General features: G+C 53.7%; 18 protein-coding genes. 9 read left to right on the forward strand and 9 right to left on the reverse strand.

The annotated features are described in order from the left end of the window. Positions 1-53 precede the first annotated feature (53 nt). The 3 genes from psbM to NBE99_RS06940 are packed head-to-tail and all read right to left on the reverse strand — an operon-like array spanning position 54 to position 1664. Positions 54-164, reverse strand: a complete 111-nt coding sequence (gene psbM / locus NBE99_RS06930) for a photosystem II reaction center protein PsbM (protein WP_099799548.1) — start codon at positions 162-164, stop codon at positions 54-56. Between the two features lie 25 nt (positions 165-189). After that, complete coding sequence (locus NBE99_RS06935) at positions 190-1314, reverse strand: FAD-binding oxidoreductase (protein ID WP_250681382.1); 1125 nt, start codon at positions 1312-1314, stop codon at positions 190-192. After that, positions 1311-1664 (reverse strand): hypothetical protein, encoded by a 354-nt coding sequence (locus NBE99_RS06940; RefSeq protein WP_250681383.1) that lies wholly within the window; start codon positions 1662-1664, stop codon positions 1311-1313. Before NBE99_RS06940 ends, NBE99_RS06935 begins: the two co-directional genes overlap by 4 nt. Before the next feature lie 188 nt (positions 1665-1852). Between NBE99_RS06940 and tmk the strand changes: the two genes are divergently transcribed. After that, entirely contained in the window at positions 1853-2569 is a 717-nt protein-coding gene (gene tmk / locus NBE99_RS06945) for a dTMP kinase (RefSeq protein ID WP_250681384.1), read from the forward strand. On the opposite strand, the gene dnaE is transcribed toward tmk, so the two are convergent. Genes dnaE through NBE99_RS06960 form a run of 3 tightly spaced genes read right to left on the reverse strand, consistent with a single transcriptional unit; the run spans position 2504 to position 8371 of the window. Then, positions 2504-6061, reverse strand: coding sequence for a DNA polymerase III subunit alpha (dnaE, locus tag NBE99_RS06950; RefSeq protein ID WP_250681385.1), 3558 nt, complete (start codon positions 6059-6061; stop codon positions 2504-2506). The two genes, tmk and dnaE, sit on opposite strands and share 66 nt — an antisense overlap. 36 nt (positions 6062-6097) lie before the next feature. After that, positions 6098-6556 (reverse strand): photosystem II protein PsbQ, encoded by a 459-nt coding sequence (psbQ, locus tag NBE99_RS06955; protein WP_250681386.1) that lies wholly within the window; start codon positions 6554-6556, stop codon positions 6098-6100. 39 nt (positions 6557-6595) lie between these two features. After that, entirely contained in the window at positions 6596-8371 is a 1776-nt protein-coding gene (locus NBE99_RS06960; protein WP_250681387.1) for an NFACT family protein, read from the reverse strand. Between the two features lie 90 nt (positions 8372-8461). On the opposite strand from NBE99_RS06960, the gene NBE99_RS06965 reads away from it, so the two are divergent. From NBE99_RS06965 to NBE99_RS06985, 5 genes are all read left to right on the forward strand, one after another. Next, entirely contained in the window at positions 8462-8998 is a 537-nt protein-coding gene (locus NBE99_RS06965) for an RDD family protein (protein ID WP_250681388.1), read from the forward strand. Positions 8999-9033: 35 nt separating this feature from the next. Next, positions 9034-9228 (forward strand): 50S ribosomal protein L33, encoded by a 195-nt coding sequence (gene rpmG / locus NBE99_RS06970; protein WP_250681389.1) that lies wholly within the window; start codon positions 9034-9036, stop codon positions 9226-9228. 13 nt (positions 9229-9241) lie between these two features. Next, positions 9242-9457: a 30S ribosomal protein S18 gene (rpsR, locus tag NBE99_RS06975; protein ID WP_250681390.1), complete on the forward strand. Its 216-nt coding sequence runs from the start codon at positions 9242-9244 to the stop codon at positions 9455-9457. A 122-nt stretch (positions 9458-9579) separates the two neighbouring features. After that, positions 9580-10638 (forward strand): metal ABC transporter substrate-binding protein, encoded by a 1059-nt coding sequence (locus NBE99_RS06980; RefSeq protein WP_250681391.1) that lies wholly within the window; start codon positions 9580-9582, stop codon positions 10636-10638. Further along, positions 10635-11351, forward strand: coding sequence for a metal ABC transporter ATP-binding protein (locus tag NBE99_RS06985; RefSeq protein ID WP_250681392.1), 717 nt, complete (start codon positions 10635-10637; stop codon positions 11349-11351). The genes NBE99_RS06980 and NBE99_RS06985 overlap by 4 nt, the downstream gene beginning before the upstream one ends. On the opposite strand, the gene NBE99_RS06990 is transcribed toward NBE99_RS06985, so the two are convergent. Continuing rightward, on the reverse strand, positions 11348-11797 hold the full coding sequence (locus tag NBE99_RS06990) for an NUDIX hydrolase (RefSeq protein ID WP_250681393.1): 450 nt from the start codon (positions 11795-11797) through the stop codon (positions 11348-11350). The two genes, NBE99_RS06985 and NBE99_RS06990, sit on opposite strands and share 4 nt — an antisense overlap. Before the next feature lie 342 nt (positions 11798-12139). Here NBE99_RS06990 and NBE99_RS06995 point away from each other — a divergent pair, with 342 nt between their 5' ends. Then, the gene (locus tag NBE99_RS06995; RefSeq protein ID WP_149818796.1) at positions 12140-12460 is read left to right on the forward strand and encodes a DUF1815 family protein; all 321 of its coding nucleotides are present in this window, start codon (positions 12140-12142) and stop codon (positions 12458-12460) included. 86 nt (positions 12461-12546) lie between these two features. After that, a complete protein-coding gene (locus NBE99_RS07000; RefSeq protein ID WP_250681394.1) occupies positions 12547-13422 on the forward strand; it encodes an alpha/beta fold hydrolase in 876 nt (291 codons plus the stop codon). A gap of 57 nt (positions 13423-13479) precedes the next feature. Here NBE99_RS07000 and NBE99_RS07005 read toward each other — a convergent pair whose 3' ends face one another. Next, entirely contained in the window at positions 13480-14718 is a 1239-nt protein-coding gene (locus tag NBE99_RS07005) for a DUF4912 domain-containing protein (RefSeq protein ID WP_250681395.1), read from the reverse strand. A gap of 327 nt (positions 14719-15045) precedes the next feature. Between NBE99_RS07005 and NBE99_RS07010 the strand changes: the two genes are divergently transcribed. Continuing rightward, complete coding sequence (locus tag NBE99_RS07010; RefSeq protein ID WP_250681396.1) at positions 15046-16296, forward strand: SufS family cysteine desulfurase; 1251 nt, start codon at positions 15046-15048, stop codon at positions 16294-16296. Here the strand turns inward: NBE99_RS07010 and NBE99_RS07015 are convergent. Further along, a complete protein-coding gene (locus tag NBE99_RS07015) occupies positions 16293-17651 on the reverse strand; it encodes an OB-fold nucleic acid binding domain-containing protein (RefSeq protein ID WP_250681397.1) in 1359 nt (452 codons plus the stop codon). The genes NBE99_RS07010 and NBE99_RS07015 overlap by 4 nt on opposite strands. Positions 17652-17675: the final 24 nt, after the last annotated feature.

A 17675-nucleotide genomic window follows, 5' to 3' on the forward strand; every position in this document is an offset into this window, starting at 1 on the left:
AAAGAATCTCTGGCACAATAGAGCGGTTTTGGCTCTGGCCATAGAGATCTATCTTAATTACTTTTCTGCTGACTTTCTGTTTGCACGTACAAAATAATCAAGAACACCGTTGGCACCAAGACAAACATGGCCGTTGCCACCAAGCCGAGATCATTGACTTCCATGGTATCTATCCCACAACGCTGAAATTTATTTTATCAATGCTGTGCCCCCCTTGCGGCGATCGCGCTCGGTCAAGTCCAGCATCAGGGATTGAGCAATTTTTTGGGCGGTTACGGGAGCCAGCAAAATACCGTTGCGGTAATGGCCAGTGGCAAGCCAAGTATGGTCATCCATTTTTTCGATGATCGGTGCCGGGCGATCGCTCGGGCGGGGTCGCAGTCCCTGCCACTGGTGCGTCAGGGGGGCAGTTTTCAAGATTGGCCAGAGCGCCATGGCTCGCCCATGCAGTTGATCAAGGGTTTGCGGGTTCCCAGTTAGGGTGTTGAATTCCACGGTTGCACCCACCCACACCCGCCCCCAAGGTAAGGGAACCAAATGAATGCCTTCAGCGGTGATCACGGGCGTATTGAAGTCAATTTCACAGGCAAACTCTAGGGCTTGACCGAGAACCGGTTCGAGAGGGACAGGGCGATCGAGGGCTTGAGTGAGGGAGGTTGTTCCTAAACCCGCCGCCAAGATCAGGTATTCGGTCTCAACGCACGCTGAATCCAAGGTCAAAATCCATTCTCCTTGGGGCGATCGCCGCAGATGTCTAACAGGGCTTTGATAGCAGAACTGCACCCCTCGTTGACGAGCGGCTTGACGCAAGGCCTGCGTAAAGGGTTTAGGGGTGACTTGGCGATCGCCCCTTGCCCAGAGTGCCCCGTGAACGAGGTGAGGATTGATCAGGGGAAACTGCTCTCGAACTGCCGCTGCGCTAAGCCACTGTACCCCTTGGGGAGCGTGTTCTTGCAGCCATGCTTGGGTGGCGATCGCGTCAGCTTCAGTGGTACAGATTTCGACAATGCCTTGGCGTTGGTAGGGAATCTTAACCCCTGTTTGTGCCTCCAGTTCCGGAATCAGGGTTTCGTAACGCGCTAAGCTAGCCTGCCGCAGTTGAAAGTTGCGTCCCCGTCGTCGCCGACTGAGGTGGACAATGAGAACACCGAGGGCAGCACCAGTCGCTTGCCAGACTTCTTCCCCCTGAGCCTCAAGGACAAGAATTGGCGTTGCCGCTGGGTCAAGCACACGACTGAGTTCGTAGGCGATTGCCGAGCCAACAACCCCAGCGCCCACAATCGTAATCGTTACCTTCGATGGCAGAACTGTCACACTGTCGCGACCGTATTCACCAACTCCCAATTTTCATTTTCGGCAATGGCGCGACTGACACGATCAAACCATTCAAAGCAGTGGTTATTTTTCTTGAGGGTCAGTTCTTTGTTCTTGAGGACGAGATCAAACTTGGTGACATCGTTTTGGGCTGTGGTTTTGTCAATCAGGACTTCAACCGTGACCAATTGGGACATTGAAATCGTATCCAGCGTGCTTTCCCGTGCCACAACGTAATCTTCCCCCACATGGGTGACTGTCAGATCACAGGCTTCTAGGGTTTGCACTAGCTCTTCCTTCAGCCGTGCCCGTGGTAGGGCAATGGTGACAACACGAGCATATCGAGCCATAACCACCAAATGGTAAACTAATAATTCGCGAACAATGGTTCTAGTGTAATCACAGAAGAGATGGGGTGTAGTTGCTGCGGGTGTTCTTAGGACATCGACAGGGAATCAAACGTTACCCCATGGTGCCCTGCTCAGTGCTGGCAGGATGCCGCGATTATATCAAACCTTGCCTCTAAATTGCTGAATTTATGCATTCTTCCACCCATCCCTATACTGGTTTTTTCATTGTCCTAGAGGGGGGGGAGGGTGCCGGCAAAACGACCCAAATGGGGGCGATCGCCACTTGGTTAGAAGACAGTGGCTGGCTGGCAAAATTGCGATCTTATGACATTCAACCGCCGCTGCTGCTGACCCGTGAACCGGGGGGGACTCCCCTTGGCCAAGGGCTGCGACAACTGCTCCTCCACAGTGATTTGGACATTGATCCCATGGCAGAACTGCTCCTCTATGCCGCCGATCGCGCCCAACACGTGGCCACGTGCATCCGTCCTCAACTGCAACAGGGGGGCATTGTCCTGTGCGATCGCTATACTGCTTCCACGATTGCCTACCAAGGATATGGTCGGGGACTGGACTTGAGCCTCATTGAGCAGATCAACCAGATTGCCACTGGGGGGCTGATGGCGGATTTAGTTCTCTGGCTGGATCTGCCAGTTCATGTTGGCCTTGCCCGTACCCAGCGGCGGGGGAGAGTGGATCGCCTAGAGCAGAATGCGGTAGCCTTTCATGAGCGAGTACGTCAAGGATTTATCACCCTTGCGCAGCAGGGGGGCGATCGCTGGCAACGAATTGAGGCGGATCGACCAACCGCTCAGGTGAGTGAAGCCATTCAACATTGTCTAGCGGCTCATCTGCACCGCTGGTTTGAGACCTTGAGCCAGCGCCGTATTGGGGGCGATCGCTAACTGCAATAGCTCCAGTTCTTCCTGAAAAATTTGCTCAATGGGCAGCATCTGGCCGCTGGTGGTCATAAAGCGGTGATCCGGCGTCGCACAAATGGTTGAGCCATCCTCCAATTCATACTCATACACGGGACGAAAGCCCTGAAAGTGCCACTGGGCAATGGGCTGCGTATAAAGATGTCCGTGGGGATCAAGGCTATACACCTGACAGGCTAACCGTTCCTGCACTAAGCGGCGAATGGGCACAGCTCCATATTGCACCGTCATCACCGCCGTCTCGCCACTCAAACAGTATTCAGCAAAATCCAGCATCTGCTTAAAGAGTTCTTGGGCCACCGCACTGGGCACCCCATTTTTAGCCGCTCCCTCAATAAAGAGGGCCTCATGTTTTTCCATTTCCTCTTTTTTCTTTTTGCCCATCGCGCGGCGCAGCAGATCCGCTTGACCAAGGGAATAGCCCGCCAAGTCCTGTGCCATCCGCATGATCTGCTCCTGATAACAATTGTGAGTCACAATGCCATTGGCAAGAAAATAAGGAGAGGCTTGGTCTGCCATTTCTAAGTCAAAGCAGTCTGCTTCTCCCCAAGGTTCGACGGCTACTACAAAGACTGGACGGAGATCCTGTAGGCAAGTTTCAGCATAGATATCTTGATAAGCCTGTAGCCAGCCAGCAATTTTTTCAGCGTCGTTGGATTGAACAGGTTTGAACATCAACCCTGCCTGTAAAGAACGCTTGGCCGTCTTACGAGTTTGGTAATCTGTTGCTAAAAGTGAGACTGCTAACTCCTCTTTCATTCTCTGAGAAGGGACTGGTAGAAAGGTACTCTCCTTTGATCCCGTGAGTTTGTTGGTTTTCCACGAGCAATCCCCGTCGAGAGTATCTATCATGCGTGTAAAAGGTGTTGGCGCAGGTTGAGTCTTAAACTTTGCGTATGCATACCAACACCGACCATGGAAATAGTATTGGGGTTCTCCTTCCCACGTTTTAGCAATGAGATGAGCAACCCAAGTAGCCGCTTCTTCAGTTCCGCAGGCAATATTAGGTGAACTTGATGTTAAGTGTCCATCTCCTAAAAACAGTCCTAGCAAATAAGCTTCATTAGGATTTAGGGAGTGCTGGTTTTTAGAACCTTGCCATGCCTCATAAACGATCGAACCCTGTACATGGGCATTCTTGACATTACTCACGGGTTGCAACTCAGACGCTGGGCGATCGCCAGCGGGTGTGAGGAAACGATGTTCTGGCGTGCAGTAAATTTGAGTTCCACTTGAAAGAGTGATCCTTACAATGGATTTTCTACCGCTGTACCATTGCTTTGCGACTTTGGCAGGCCAAACCCGTTGGCCATCTGAGGACAGTACCCAATCACCTGCACGGATCTCCTCGATGGGAGTTTGCGTTCCATCAGGCCGGGCAATCAAAGTCCCCTTAGCAAGACAGAGAACACCGTAGGTTTCCTGCAAGATAGGTTTCAAAAGCTCATGTTGATATTGAATGGGTTCCCGCCCGTGCTTGCGGTTAATGAATTTGGGGATCAGGCCTGCATCCAAAGGTCCTGGTCGATAGAGCGCCAGCACCGAGGAAATATCTTCCAGATTCGAGGGCTTCAGTTCTCGAACAATTTGGCGCATCCCCGAAGATTCCAGTTGAAAGATTCCCTCCAGTTTGCCTTCGGCTAGGATTTGGTAGGTCTTGGCATCATCGAGGGGGAGGGCATCCAAATCAAGGGTTTTACCGTGGTTCTTCTGGATCAGCTCCCGCGTTTTTTGGATCATCGTCAGGTTCTTCAGACCCAGAAAGTCCATCTTCAGGAGGCCAAGGGACTCTAAATCCTCCATGAAGTACTGGGTAATCACTGCACCATCGTTGTTGCGTTGCAGCGGCACCAGTTGATCCAAGGGTTCAGAGGCAATGACGACACCAGCCGCATGGACGCCATAGGTCTTGTTCGTGCCCTCAATGCGCATTGCCATATCAATCCAGCGGCGCACCACCGGATCACTTTCATACTTTTCCTTGAATTCCGGTGAGGGGGTTTCATCGGAGATCATCACCGCCAATTTGACCGGTTTGCCCCGCACCACGGGAATCAGCTTTGCCATTTGATCCGCTTGGCTATAGGGAATGTCCAGTACCCGCGCCACATCCTTGAGCACTGCCTTTGAGGTCATACGGTTGAAGGTGATGATCTGCGCCACGCGATCGCTACCATATTTTTGGGTGACGTACTGGATCACTTCCTCGCGGCGGTCAATACAGAAGTCCGTATCAATATCGGGCATGGACTTGCGCTCAGGGTTCAAAAAGCGCTCAAACAGCAAGCCATGGTGAACTGGGTCAATGTTGGTAATGCGCAGGGCATAGGCCACAAGGGAACCCGCCGCTGATCCCCGCCCTGGCCCCACGGGGATGTTGTGATCGCGGGCGTATTTGATGTAGTCCCAAACCACTAGGAAATAGTTCGAGAACCCCATCTGCTGCAGCATTTTGAGTTCATATTCCAAGCGCTGCCGATAGGTGGCATCCAACTGCTGGCGATCGCTCAGCTGAAATCGCTCCAACAGCCCCTGCCAAGCCACCTGTTCTAGATAGGTATCTGCCGTATGGCCGGGGGGCACTGGAAACTCTGGACTCTGGGGTTCACGAAAGATGTTATAAGGTTCAACCTTTTCAGCAACTTCTAGGGTATTGGCCAAGGCCTCTTGAATGACCTCATCGGGCAAGTGATCCCGAAATAGCCTTGCCATTTCAGCAGCGGATTTCAGGTATTCCGTACCGCTATAGCGCATCCGCTTGTCATCGGTGAGCAGCTTGTTGGTCTGAATACAGAGCAGGGCATCGTGAGCTTCCACGTCATTACAGGAGATAAAGTGGGAGTCATTGGTGGCAATAATTTTGATCCCCAGTTCTCGGCCAATGCGCACCAGTTCAACGTTGACAACCCGATCCTCCTGACTGCCGTGGTCTTGAATTTCAAGGTAAAAATCGTCGCCAAAGGTCTCCTGGTACCAGCGGGCAACACTGCGTGCCAAATCCGGCTTGCCCTGCAAAATCGCTTGGGGAATTTCACCCCCCAAACAGGCACTGGTGACAATTAGCCCTTCGCGGTACTGAGCCAGCAGTTCTTTGTTGATACAGGGGCGGGCAAAAATCCCCTTCCCTTGAAAGCCCTGAAGGTGGGAGATGGTGGTGAGTTTGCAGAGGTTGTGGTAGCCCTGTTTATTTTTGGCCAGCACGACTTGGTGAAAGCGGGGTTTGCGCTCCTGCTTGGTGATGTCGCCATTGATGACGTACATTTCATTGCCAATGATTGGCTTGATGGGCTTGCCCCGACAGAGTTTCAAGAGTTCAATGGCACCATACATCACCCCGTGATCGGTGAGGGCGATCGCGGGCATCCCCAATTCCATTGCCCGTGCCACTAGGTCGGGAAGTTGGCTTGCCCCATCGAGGAGACTGTAATCACTGTGAATATGCAGACCGACAAAGGACATGGGCAACGGCTATCTACTTAGGAGAAATGCAGGGGACTAGGACAACTCAGGCAAGCTATTGAGATAGGCTTTGAAGTCCGCTTCAGCCTCACGGAAGCCCTCTTGAGCCACGGTAATACTATTCAGATCGGCGCCTTGATCAATTTTTAGGAAGTCATCGGTGAGGGCGCGGGTCAAAGCCGTGGGCGTGGGTTGATCCTTGGCCAAGAGGTTGCGGTTCAGAGCACGCATATCCATCAACATTTCACCGAGGGGGCCACGCATGATGTTGCGAGCTTCCTGCCAATCCCCTTTGGCTACACTGGCCTCTAAATCGGCAAAGCGTTCGGCATTTTTCTCAATGTCACTGAGATAGTCTTGAATGCGAGTGATTTGCAACTCACTATAGGTCGGAGGCGGTGTTGTTGTTGCACTTGGTCCACCACAACCTACCAAAATAAGGGCAACAACGCTTAATAGGATTGAAATTAGCGACTTTCGATTTAGGCGCAGCATAAAACCTCAGCAGTCGATAGTGTCATTAAAAATACGGTTCTATTCTGCCACGATCCCGTGGTGATCGCTTTTGGCGCAGCGAAGCTGTTCGCCCCCTTGGGACATGCTGGTAAGGTTGTCGCTGACGCTAAGAGGATAACCCCACACGACCGTTGCTTGATCATAAATCACCATCCCCGGATTGGCGCCCTTGGGTTTTTGCACATACTTACGGCGGGTATAGACGACCGGCACTTGGGCACTGGCACGAGCTTGACTATGGTAGGCGGCAAGATCCGCCACGTATTGAATGTCTTTGTCACTGGGCACTTCCCCCGCTTCAAGGCGCAAAATCACGTGGCTGCCGGGAATCTCTTGGGTGTGAAACCACCAGTCATAGGGACTGGCCACCCGAAACGTTAGATCGTCATTCTGGCGGTTGTTGCGCCCCACGAGAACGGTGAAACCACTGGGGGTGGTATAGCGCAAGTAGGGACTGGGGGTTGTTGGGGGACGATAGTAATCAGGGGCAGTGAGGTATCCCTGTTGAATCAGTTCAGCGCGAATCTCTTCAAGGACATCAAGGGAAGTAGCGGTCGTGAGTGTGGCGGCCACCTGATCGAGATAGGCCAGTTCGCTTTCAGCAGCGGTGAGGAGGGGGGTAATATGCTGTTGGGCACGTTTGAGTTTTTGCTGTTGTTTGTACAGCTCCTGAGCCGTTTGGATGGCGCTCTTCTCTGGGGAGAGGGGAATGGACAGGGGTTCTTGGGTAGCAAAGTCCGTCACGATCAGTTCCGTCATCCCCGGTTGCCACAGGTGGGCATGGGCCATTAGTAGGTCGGCCAAGTACCGCTGGCGATCGCCCCCAGCCGCTGCCGCTAAGCGTTCCCGAAAGCCCTCAATTTTGGCAATCAGTTTTTGTCGCTGTGCCTGTAGGCTTTGGTGCAATTGTTGACGGAGTTGTTGGGTTTGCTGTTGCCGCAGGTGATCTTGGTAGTAGGTGGCAAGCAGCTCATGGATAGTGGCCGTTGGCTGGCTCTGAGTCCCAAGGGGGGGAATAACGCGATAGCCGGTTGGTGTGAATTGGGGCAGGAAACGCTCGCACTCTAAACAATCCAGCCAGTGCTGCCACTGATCAAACAGCCGCCGCCAGTCTTCAGGCGTCAAATCCGTCGTGCGGATCTCTAGGGGGAGGCTAGCATCTGCCAAAAGTTGCTGTACCAAGGCAGGACTCAATCCCCGATAAGCCTTCAGGAGTTGCTGCCGCAGCAGTCCGGGGATCACACTCACCTGTTGTTGCCACTGTTCAAAGGGAATCTCGCGACTCGGTAGCGCTGCTGTCAGAGGGGGTGGGGGCACATAGGGTTGACCGGTCAGAATCGGTCGCAAGCGGGACTGTTGGGCATTGACTTGGTGGGCGGCGGTAACAATTTCTCCCTCAGCATTGACCAGAATGACGTTGCTGTACTTGCTCATAATCTCGGCATAGAGACGCCATTGCGTTGCTTCCTGCGGACGGGGGGTAAATTCCAAGACCACAACCCGCTCCCAAGGGTTGACTAAACCCACGCGCACAAGGGCAAGGCGATTGAGTTGGGCATGGAGTTGCTGACTAAAGGTAAAGGTGTCGGGTTGGCGGGGGGGCGGTGGTTCAAAGGCAATGCGTGCCGCTTGGGGATGCCAACTGAGGGTGAGCCAACCCTGCTTTTTCAGCGTGCGTAGAGCCAAGGCAATCGTGTGGCGATCGCGCTGGTAAACGGTTTCCAGCCGTGCCGGTAGCCAATGTTGGAGATCGGCACAAACAGCACGCAGGGTAGTCAAATCAACGGGTTGCACCGTCCAAACTCCGCAGAATTTTTTGAGGGAATCGGCATCAAGCTATACTAGTCTAGCCACTCTCTGGCCTTTTGCCACCGCGTGTTTGCTATGGCACTTTCCCGTCAATATCCACCCCCCTTACCACTGGCTCAGCCTTGGCGACGGGCGATCGCCACCAGCATTGACTTTATCCTAATCTGGCTGACAAGTGTTGTCGGTATCACGCCGGGGGCCGCGATTCAGTGGGGGCAACTGTTTGTTTTTGCCTTGGTCTGGTGGTTGCTGCGGGTAGCGATGGTGAACCGCAATAAGGGTCAAAGCCCCGGCCATTGGCTGATGAATGTGCGCCTGCTGGATCAGCGGCAGCGGACGCCGGACCTGCTTTCTCTCAGCAAGCGAGAACTGGTGATTGGCGTCGGGGCACTGTTGACATTGGCGGGCTTGGAATCCTATGGCCCTAGTATGGCACTGATTATTTTGGCACTGCCCTTGGCCGTTGACTGTAGCTTGGCGTGGATTGATGAAGAGCACTGCACCCTCCACGATCGCCTAGGGGGTACAAAGGTGTATCGCTGTCGGCGGGGCTTTGCCCTCGATCGCAAGCTCATTGAATTGGTGAGCAAAATCCGTAAAGATCTGCCATAATTGGAGATCGGCTTACTGGATAGATAGGCAAGACCATGGCTAAAGCAAAAGGCGCCAGAATCATTATCACCCTAGAGTGCACAGAGTGTCGCACCAATCCGGCACAGCGATCGCCCGGTGTCTCTCGCTACACCACAACCAAAAATCGTCGCACCACCACAGGGCGGTTAGAACTGAAGAAATTTTGCCCCCACTGCAACAAGCACACCGTTCACAAAGAAATCAAGTAATTAGAGGACAGCTATGGCATTTTATCGGCGACGCATTTCCCCCATTCCCCCTGGCCAACCCATTGACTACAAAGACGTGGATTTGCTGCGACGCTTCATCACTGAGCGGGGAAAAATTTTGCCTCGACGGGTAACGGGTCTGACCGCCAAGCAACAGCGGCAACTAGCGGTGGCCATTAAGCGGGCACGGATCATGGCACTCTTGCCCTTCTTGAACGTCGAAGGCTAGGAACTCGCGATTGCCAATTGATTTTTGCGCAGGGGTAGGTTCAGGCTTGCCCCTTTATTTTTGCTTGCTCTCCCTGCCCAAGTGTGCAAATATGAGAATGGTTATCATTCATCTATTTCTCTATGGCCATCCAAGCCCACCTTAAATGCTGGGGGCTGCTGGTAATTCTGGGGGTATTTTTGGGAAGTTGCGCCCCCCAAGCCCAGTCGCCACAGGAGCAGGAGACCTCACAGGCAGCAGCGCAATTCACGATTGTGACGACTTTCTTACCCATCACTGCCTTTACAAAAGCGGTCGCGGGCGATCGCGCCACTGTCGAGCAACTCTTGCCGGCCAATATGGATCCCCATGACTTTCAAGCGCGGCCGGAGGATGTGCGGCTGCTGTCCACAACAAGGGTTTTGGTCAAAAATGGCCTTGAGATGGAAACCTTCTTAGACAAACTGATTGCAAACGCCGCTAATCCCAATCTCAAGATCATTGATACCAGCGCGGGGGTGACGACCCTTGCCGGCAAAAAAGATGATCACGAGCACCACCACGACCACGCTCATGATGACGACAGTCACAGCCACGGTGAATTCAACCCCCACATTTGGCTGGATCCCCAGCGTGCCATGCAGCAGGTGAAAAACATTCGCGATGGTCTGATTGCCGTAGATCCTGAAGGGGCTGCCATCTACGAGCAAAATAGTGCCGCCTTTATTCAAGAGTTACAAGCTCTAGACGCGCTTGCACGCGAAAAACTCACTCCCTTTGTAGGCAAAACATTTGTGGTTTATCACGATGTGGCGCCCTATTTTGCCGAGCGTTATAACCTGAAAACGATCTATCTCGTGGGTATTCCCTCCGTTAACCCCTCACCAGCAGATGTGCAGCGAGTGATCCAGGCGGTGCAACAAAGTGATCTGAAAACGCTCCTGACGGAACCGGGGCAAGAACAGGTCTTTGAGAGCTTAGCGCAGGATTTGGGCGTACAAGTGAGTGTGTTTGATCCCCTAGAGCGTGCTCCCACCGCCGCTGATCTCACGCCGACCTACTTCCTGCAAAGGATGGAGCAAAATATTCGCAATCTAGCTGAGGCTTTTGGGGCGCAACAGCGAGCCTATCGTCGTCCCGATTCAATTGCTGTAGTGGGATCATGGATGCGGCGGAACACACCTTTAGGGGCAGCACTGTGAACGAATACCTGCTAGAGGTGGAAAACCTCTCGGTGCGGCGGGGCGATCGCTGGGTGGTGGAAAATGTCTCCTTTACCCTCGCCGCTGATACAAATATGGCCATTATTGGTCCCAATGGGGCAGGCAAAAGTAGCCTGATTCAAGCCATTTTGGGCATTATTCCCTACCAGCAGGGACGGGTTACCCTCTTGGGCTATGGTATGGGCTATCGCCGCACGCTCCCCTATGTCCGCCAACAGGTGGCTTATTTGCCGCAAAACTTCCAGTGCGATCCACGGATTCCAATCACGGTGGCTGAATTTGTCGGTTTGGGCTGGGGGCAACCGACGTGGCAGTGGCCTTGGCAGCACCGACAGCAGCGCGATCGCGCCATCTTTGAGAGTCTCCAACGCCTGCACCTCGAACATCTTGCGACACAACCCATGAGTTCTCTCTCTGGGGGCGAAACAAAACGCGCCCTCTTGGCCTATTGCTTGGTGCAACCCCGTCGTCTCCTGATTTTGGATGAAGCCCCCGCTGGCTTAGATCTCCGAAGTGAGCAACAATTTTATGACCTACTGGAGACCCTCAAGGTAAGTGAGGGCTGGGCGATTCTACAAATTTCCCATCACTTGGAGCGGGTAAAGGCAACCTGTGATCAGGTGCTGTATCTCGATCGCTCTGTCCAAGGGCTAGGAACCCCCGAACGGGTGCTGCAACAGTTTGCCGCTTAAACGGGTGATTCTCTCCTGAATTGAGCAAAGAAGTCGAGCAGAATGCGCTGGTGGATGGCGCCTAAGGGGCGATCTTCGCCGAGGGTTTGGGCATAGTGAACCCCGGCCACCACAGACTCATAGGGCACTAAGTCCATGCCCTGTCCTTCATTGAGTTGTAAGTCGGCTAACCCGCAAGTTAAAGGTGCTGTGAAAATATAGCGATGCACCTGCGGATCAGCGTACTCACCAAACAATGTTAGCTGGGGCGGGCAGTAACCAATTTCCTCCTGAACTTCGCGCTGCACAGCGGCAAGGGGATCTTCTCCCAGTTCAAGGTGGCCGCCAAACAGTCCCCAATGGCCGGCATACAAGATATGGGGACTGTCATCTCGGAGCTGCATAAGAACGCGATCGCCTTGGTAGAGAATGGCAAGGGCAACGGGAACAATCGTGGTTGCTGGCATTGTCTTGCAAAATATGTCCTTAGGGTTACAGTACCCTAGAAACAGAAATCTTAAAGTAAAATGAAAAACATAGCCCTTAAGGAATATGGCAGGCTGCCATTGCGACAACAATCAACACGGCAACCAACGGTGAACTAGACGTAAAGGAAGGCTTTTAGAGCGTGTTGCCGTTTCAGCCGAGCACAACCAAAGCTGCTCATCCCTATAGCAAATTTTAGATTCTTACATCTTTTTCATAAGATTTTACAAATTGGTACATGGCGGCACATTCTTAAGATTGTCTTAATATTTTTCTTGGGGGCTGCGCTATTCACTTATTCATTTTTTGGAGTTAATTGTCCTATGTTTTACCGCTTAGCCGAACAACACCGCCAGTTTATTCGCGATTTAGTCCTGAACCTTCAGGCTCTCGCGATCGCCCTAGAAAACCGAGGCTACATGGCCTCCTGCTACACCTGTGGCGGTGAACTCAACAGTGCCTCCTTCATGGTCAGCTTGGCCGACAACCACCTGATTCGCTTCTTGGTCTCTGACTATGGGATCACTTGGACTGAAATGCGCGATGACCGCGAATTGATGAAACTCGAAGGGGCAGAGGCGATCAACCAACTGCAAGAACTGGCCAATCTCCTCAAGGAAGTCCGTATCCCCACTGCGGTTTAATCCTGTCGGGGCTATCCCTCGATCTGTTGTCGGTGCTAGCTTAAAAGTAGAGTTGGACTTTCCTTCGACTTTGATCCCCACCCTCAATGACTGAAGCGTCCCTTAGTTGGCAACACCAGTACCTCAGCGTTAACCAAGTGCGCCTGCACTATGTCACCCAAGGCAGCGGTGATCTTGTGATTTTGTTGCATGGCTTTCCAGAGTTTTGGTACTCTTGGCGATTTCAAATTCCCGTACTGGCTCGTCATTTCAAGGTTGTAGTGCCAGATCTGCGGGGCTACAATGACTCCGAGAAGCCTGCCCACGGCTATGATCTCGATACCCTCAGCCAAGATGTCACGGCGCTGATCCAAGAACTGGGCTATGAACGCGCACACATCGTCGGTCATGATTGCGGTGGCCTGATAGCTTGGCACGTGGCGGCACGCTTTCCCCAAATGGTGCAGCATTTAGCAGTCTTGAATACCCCCCATCCCTACCGTGTGGGACTGGAACTGTGGCAGCAGTTGGAACATTTTTGGCGCAACTGGCCGCTATTGGCCTGTCACATTCCCGGTGTAGCGGAATACTGGCTGGGGCATAATCTGCGGAGTTTTTTGCAGGATCTCTTTCAACGCTACTCCATCCGCAAGGCCGCCTTCTCGGCAGAAACCGTGCAACTCTATCAAGCAGCTCTCGAAAAAGCGGGGGCGATCGCTGCGGTGCTCAAAAGTTATCGCCATCTTTTTTCACCCCAACAGTGGTGGCACCTGCTGCAACAGCACACGGAAGCCATTACTAGCCCTACCCTGATCCTCTGGGGCGCCGATGATCCCCTCGCCCAACCTAGTCTTGCCAATGGCATCGAAGCGTGGATCCATGCACCGTGGCGGCTGAAATATCTGCCCGACTGTGGCCATTGGGCACAACAGGAAGTGCCGGGGCTAGTCAATCGCGAACTGCTTGCCTTTTTGCGTGCCTAAAAAAATCCCCCTACCAATCGGCAGAGGGCAAGGCATTTATTGAGCCAACCAACTAGCTTAGGCCAGCCACTCCAGCACCGCTTCTTCCTTGGTATTGGTGCGGCGCTCGGGGGTTTCGCGGGTGAACTTCATGTGAATGGCGCGGTTTTGTTCCCCATCTGCTGCCACTGCCAAGATCGGGAAGTCGATGAGGCCATCTTGGAAGGACATCTGGAAGCGGAACGTGCCATCGGGATTGAGTTTGATGGGGCGCCCACCAATCGTGACAGTGGCATCTGGCTCCGTAGCCCCATAGACAATGAGTTCAGCATCCGCCACCAACCAGAATTTGCGAGGGCGAATGGGAGCCGCCGAAGCTGAGAAGCCAACGCCCGACATCGTCAGACCCGAGACCGTCGGCACAGCCCATAGCCCAACCCCAGAAGGGAAGACGTAGGAACTGATGGCCATTTCGGGCAACTGGGAGATGAACCCGGGGACTTGGTGCATCGAGCCAAAGAGAGAACCGGCCACCCGCTGCGCTTCGGCTCCTTCGGCCATGGCAAAGATGCCTTCGTAAATGGGATTGGGTTCAGTTGTGCCCGCCAAGGGTGCCCCCAGATCAAAGACGGTTTTGCCCCGCAGATCCATGTCCCAATCCACCGTAATGAATTGATCCCAAACCCAATCGGAGGGGTAGGCAGGAGGAATGTGTACCGGGGTGGAACGGGCTAGGACGAGCCAACGGCCATCGGCACAGCGGTAGCCAATTTCCACCACATAGTCGCGATCGCTGACGGGAATCGGTAAGTACCACTCCCGTGCCAACTCATCGCAGGGGTATTCCTGAACACTGTGGGGAATTTGGCTGTCGAGGTTAATATTGGTGGCGTCATAGAGGCGGAGAGCCAGTTGCTGACCCCCCTGCCGCCGCAATTCTTCGCGGTGCTCGTTGGGCACATCCCAATAGGCGTAGGCCCACTGCGGATCCCGAGGCATGAGGACAATGCGGCTTTCACCATAGCCACCGGGCAAATCCCCAAGGCCTTCATCTACAGAGGCCAAGAGAACATCATCTTGAGCAGGACCGAGGTCAAATTTTGCTGCTTCCACTTTTTCTTGCGACTCCAGACTAGAGGGGACAGGTTGGACAGAAATGGTGGTGGTGGATCCGTTGGCTTGCGCCTGCTTTTCACGGATGGCAGCGAGGAGTTGATCTTTGCGCATACGGCTATAGCGGGACACTTGCAGTTCACTGGCGACCCGCCGCAACTGCCGCAAGGTCATTTCTTCTAAAGGGGGGAGATCTTTCGGCATGGGTGCCTCCTTATCGTGGGTTGATAGACGGAGCTATCCTTTGCCCTTGATCTTTGGCAAAAAAGTCTTGGGGCGTCAAGGGAATTCGGGCATACTACTAGGAATTTATACGCAGTTTATCCCTTTGCGGGGATCAAGTGTCAGCATTTCATAACATTCATTCTGTTCGGAGATCAAGATAGCGGTTTGCAATCCCTGTTCAGTTGCAAGCCGTCTTCTGCCATGGGGAAGGGAGTATAGTTAAAAATGTATTCCTGCAAATGCCGTGGGGACTTGCAAGGAAATTCCTGAAAATTCCTGAATCTTACTGATGCCACCACAACCACTATGACGATCGCCCCTAGCTGCTCCCTTGCTGATCTGTGCCGTGCTGACTTTCCAATTTTGGCGCGACAGGTGCACGATCGCCCCTTGATTTACTTTGATAATGCGGCCACCTCCCAGAAGCCCTTAGCGGTTCTCAATACCCTTGAGGACTACTATCGTCGCTACAACTCGAATGTCCATCGAGGGGTTCACACGCTGAGTGCTGAGGCGACCACGGCCTACGAAGGGGCACGGCAAAAAGTGGCGCGGTTTGTCAATGCGGCCAGCGCTGAGGAGATTATCTACACCCGCAATGCCAGTGAGGCGATTAACCTCGTGGCCTATAGCTGGGGCATGAATACGCTGCGGGAAGGGGATGAAATTATCCTGACGGTAATGGAGCACCACAGCAATCTGATCCCGTGGCAGTTTGTGGCGCAGAAAACCGGTGCTCGCCTCAAGTTTGTCGAACTCACGCCAGAGCAAATTTTTGATCTCAACCATTATGAAAGTCTTTTGAGCGATCGCACGCGCTTGGTGGCCGTCGCCCATGTCTCGAATACGTTAGGCTGTCTCAACCCCATTCCGGAGATTGTCCGCCTTGCCCATGCTCAGGGAGCGCGGGTACTGGTGGATGCCTGCCAAAGTGTACCGCATCTCCCCATTGATGTGCAGGAGTTGGGCTGCGATTGGCTGGTGGCCTCCGGTCACAAAATGTGTGCACCCACAGGGATTGGCTTTCTTTGGGGACGGGCGGAGCTGCTGCGGCAAATGCCCCCCTTTTTGGGTGGTGGGGAAATGATTGCCGATGTCTTTCTCGACCATGCCACGTATGCCGATATTCCCCATAAGTTTGAGGCGGGAACGCCAGCCATTGCCGAGGCGATCGCCCTTGGGGCAGCGGTGGATTATCTCAGCCAGTGGGGGATGGAGCGCATTCACGCCTACGAGCAGGAACTCACGGCCTATCTCTTTGAACGCCTCCAAGAGCTTCCCGGTGTCACAGTGTATGGCCCCAAATCGGGCGATCGCGCTGCCTTGGCGAGCTTTACTGTCGGTGAGGTTCACCCCCACGATCTCTCCACCATTCTCGATCAGGCGGGGATTGCGATTCGAGCCGGACACCACTGCACACAACCCTTGCATCGCCATTTAGGGGTTCAGTCCACGGCACGGGCCAGCCTCTATTTCTACAACACCCGCGCCGAAATTGATCAGTTTATTGCTGCCCTTGGAGAAGCCATTGCCTTCTTTAGCGATGTCTTTGCCTAAAGCTTGAGACTTAGGAGTTCACTCGCTTCGGCATGAAAACCGGCACTGGTGAGGGCATGGCAGGCGCGATCGGCATCCTCAACGCGAAACTGCGACCCTAAGCGAACGTACTGGGCATGGTAGCCATCCGTGACTTTGACCACCACCGGCACCTTGGGCATCTCTCCCACCTGTTGTTTGAGCACTTCTGAGAGACGATTTTGGGCTTGAATATCCCCTGCTTGCTCGACTGGCAGATCCACAAGGACAAGTTTCACCTCTTCAAGCGGTTCGGCATCTTCAATGAGGAATTGGGGGCGATCGTCGCGCATCTCTAGGGTGCCCCACAGCAGCAGCCGATGATCCAGCTGCAATTGGCCATGAATCCGCTCATAGGCTTTGGGAAAAACCACCGCTTCCGCCTGACCGGTGAGGTCTTCCAACTGGACAATGGCCATCCGCTCGCCGCGCTTGGTGGTAATGGGCTTGAGTCCGGTCAGCAGGGCAATCACACTCACGATCCCTTGACCCGTGTGCTGCTCGAGATCCGCTAAGCTAATGGGGGCAATCATGGCCGCTGGTCGGTGAATATCCTTGAGGGGATGGTTCGACACATAAAATCCCAGCAGGTCCTTTTCTTGGCGGAGCTTCTCAGCATCGGGTAAATCATCCACCGGCGGCGCACTGGGGGCTGGGTCATAGCTGCTGCTGGGTTCATTGCTAGAGCTACCCGCCAACATATCAAAGAGGTTCACTTGCCCCACCGCCCGATCCTTGGCGCGGGCTTGTGCCCACTCCAGCACGAGGGGGAGATCCTGCATCAGTTGGTTGCGGTTGCGCTGGGGATGGAGACTATCCATGGCACCACAGGCAATCAGGGATTCAAGGGCACGACGATTGAGAATGCGACTATCGCCCCCCGCACGCGGAACCCGTTCGCAAAAATCCGCCAAACTTTGAAAGGCGCCCCCTTGTGCCCGTGCCTGCAAAATGGCCTCAATCACCCCCTGACCGACATTGCGTACTGCCGACAGACCAAAAAGAATTTTGTCCCCCACTGGCGTAAAGTCAATGTCTGAGCGATTCACATCGGGGGGAAGGACCTCAATTCCCATGCTCAGACAGGTGGCAATATAGCGCTGTACCTTGTCTTGGTCGCCACTATTCGCCGTGAGCAAGGCTGCCATATACTCGACGGGAAAGTTGGCTTTGAGAAAGGCGGTTTGATAGGTCACGTAGCCGTAGGCCGTGGAGTGGGATTTGTTAAAGCAATTGGCGGCGATCGCCCCATTGGCCAAAAGAAAATTGTGATCCCCAGCTAACCCAATGTCATAGACCGCTTGCCAACCCACCAGCCGCCGGCGGACAATCTTCACGCTCAGCCCTCCCAAACCTGCGCT

Source organism: Thermosynechococcus sp. HN-54, from assembly GCF_023650955.1.
Classification (GTDB): domain Bacteria; phylum Cyanobacteriota; class Cyanobacteriia; order Thermosynechococcales; family Thermosynechococcaceae; genus Thermosynechococcus.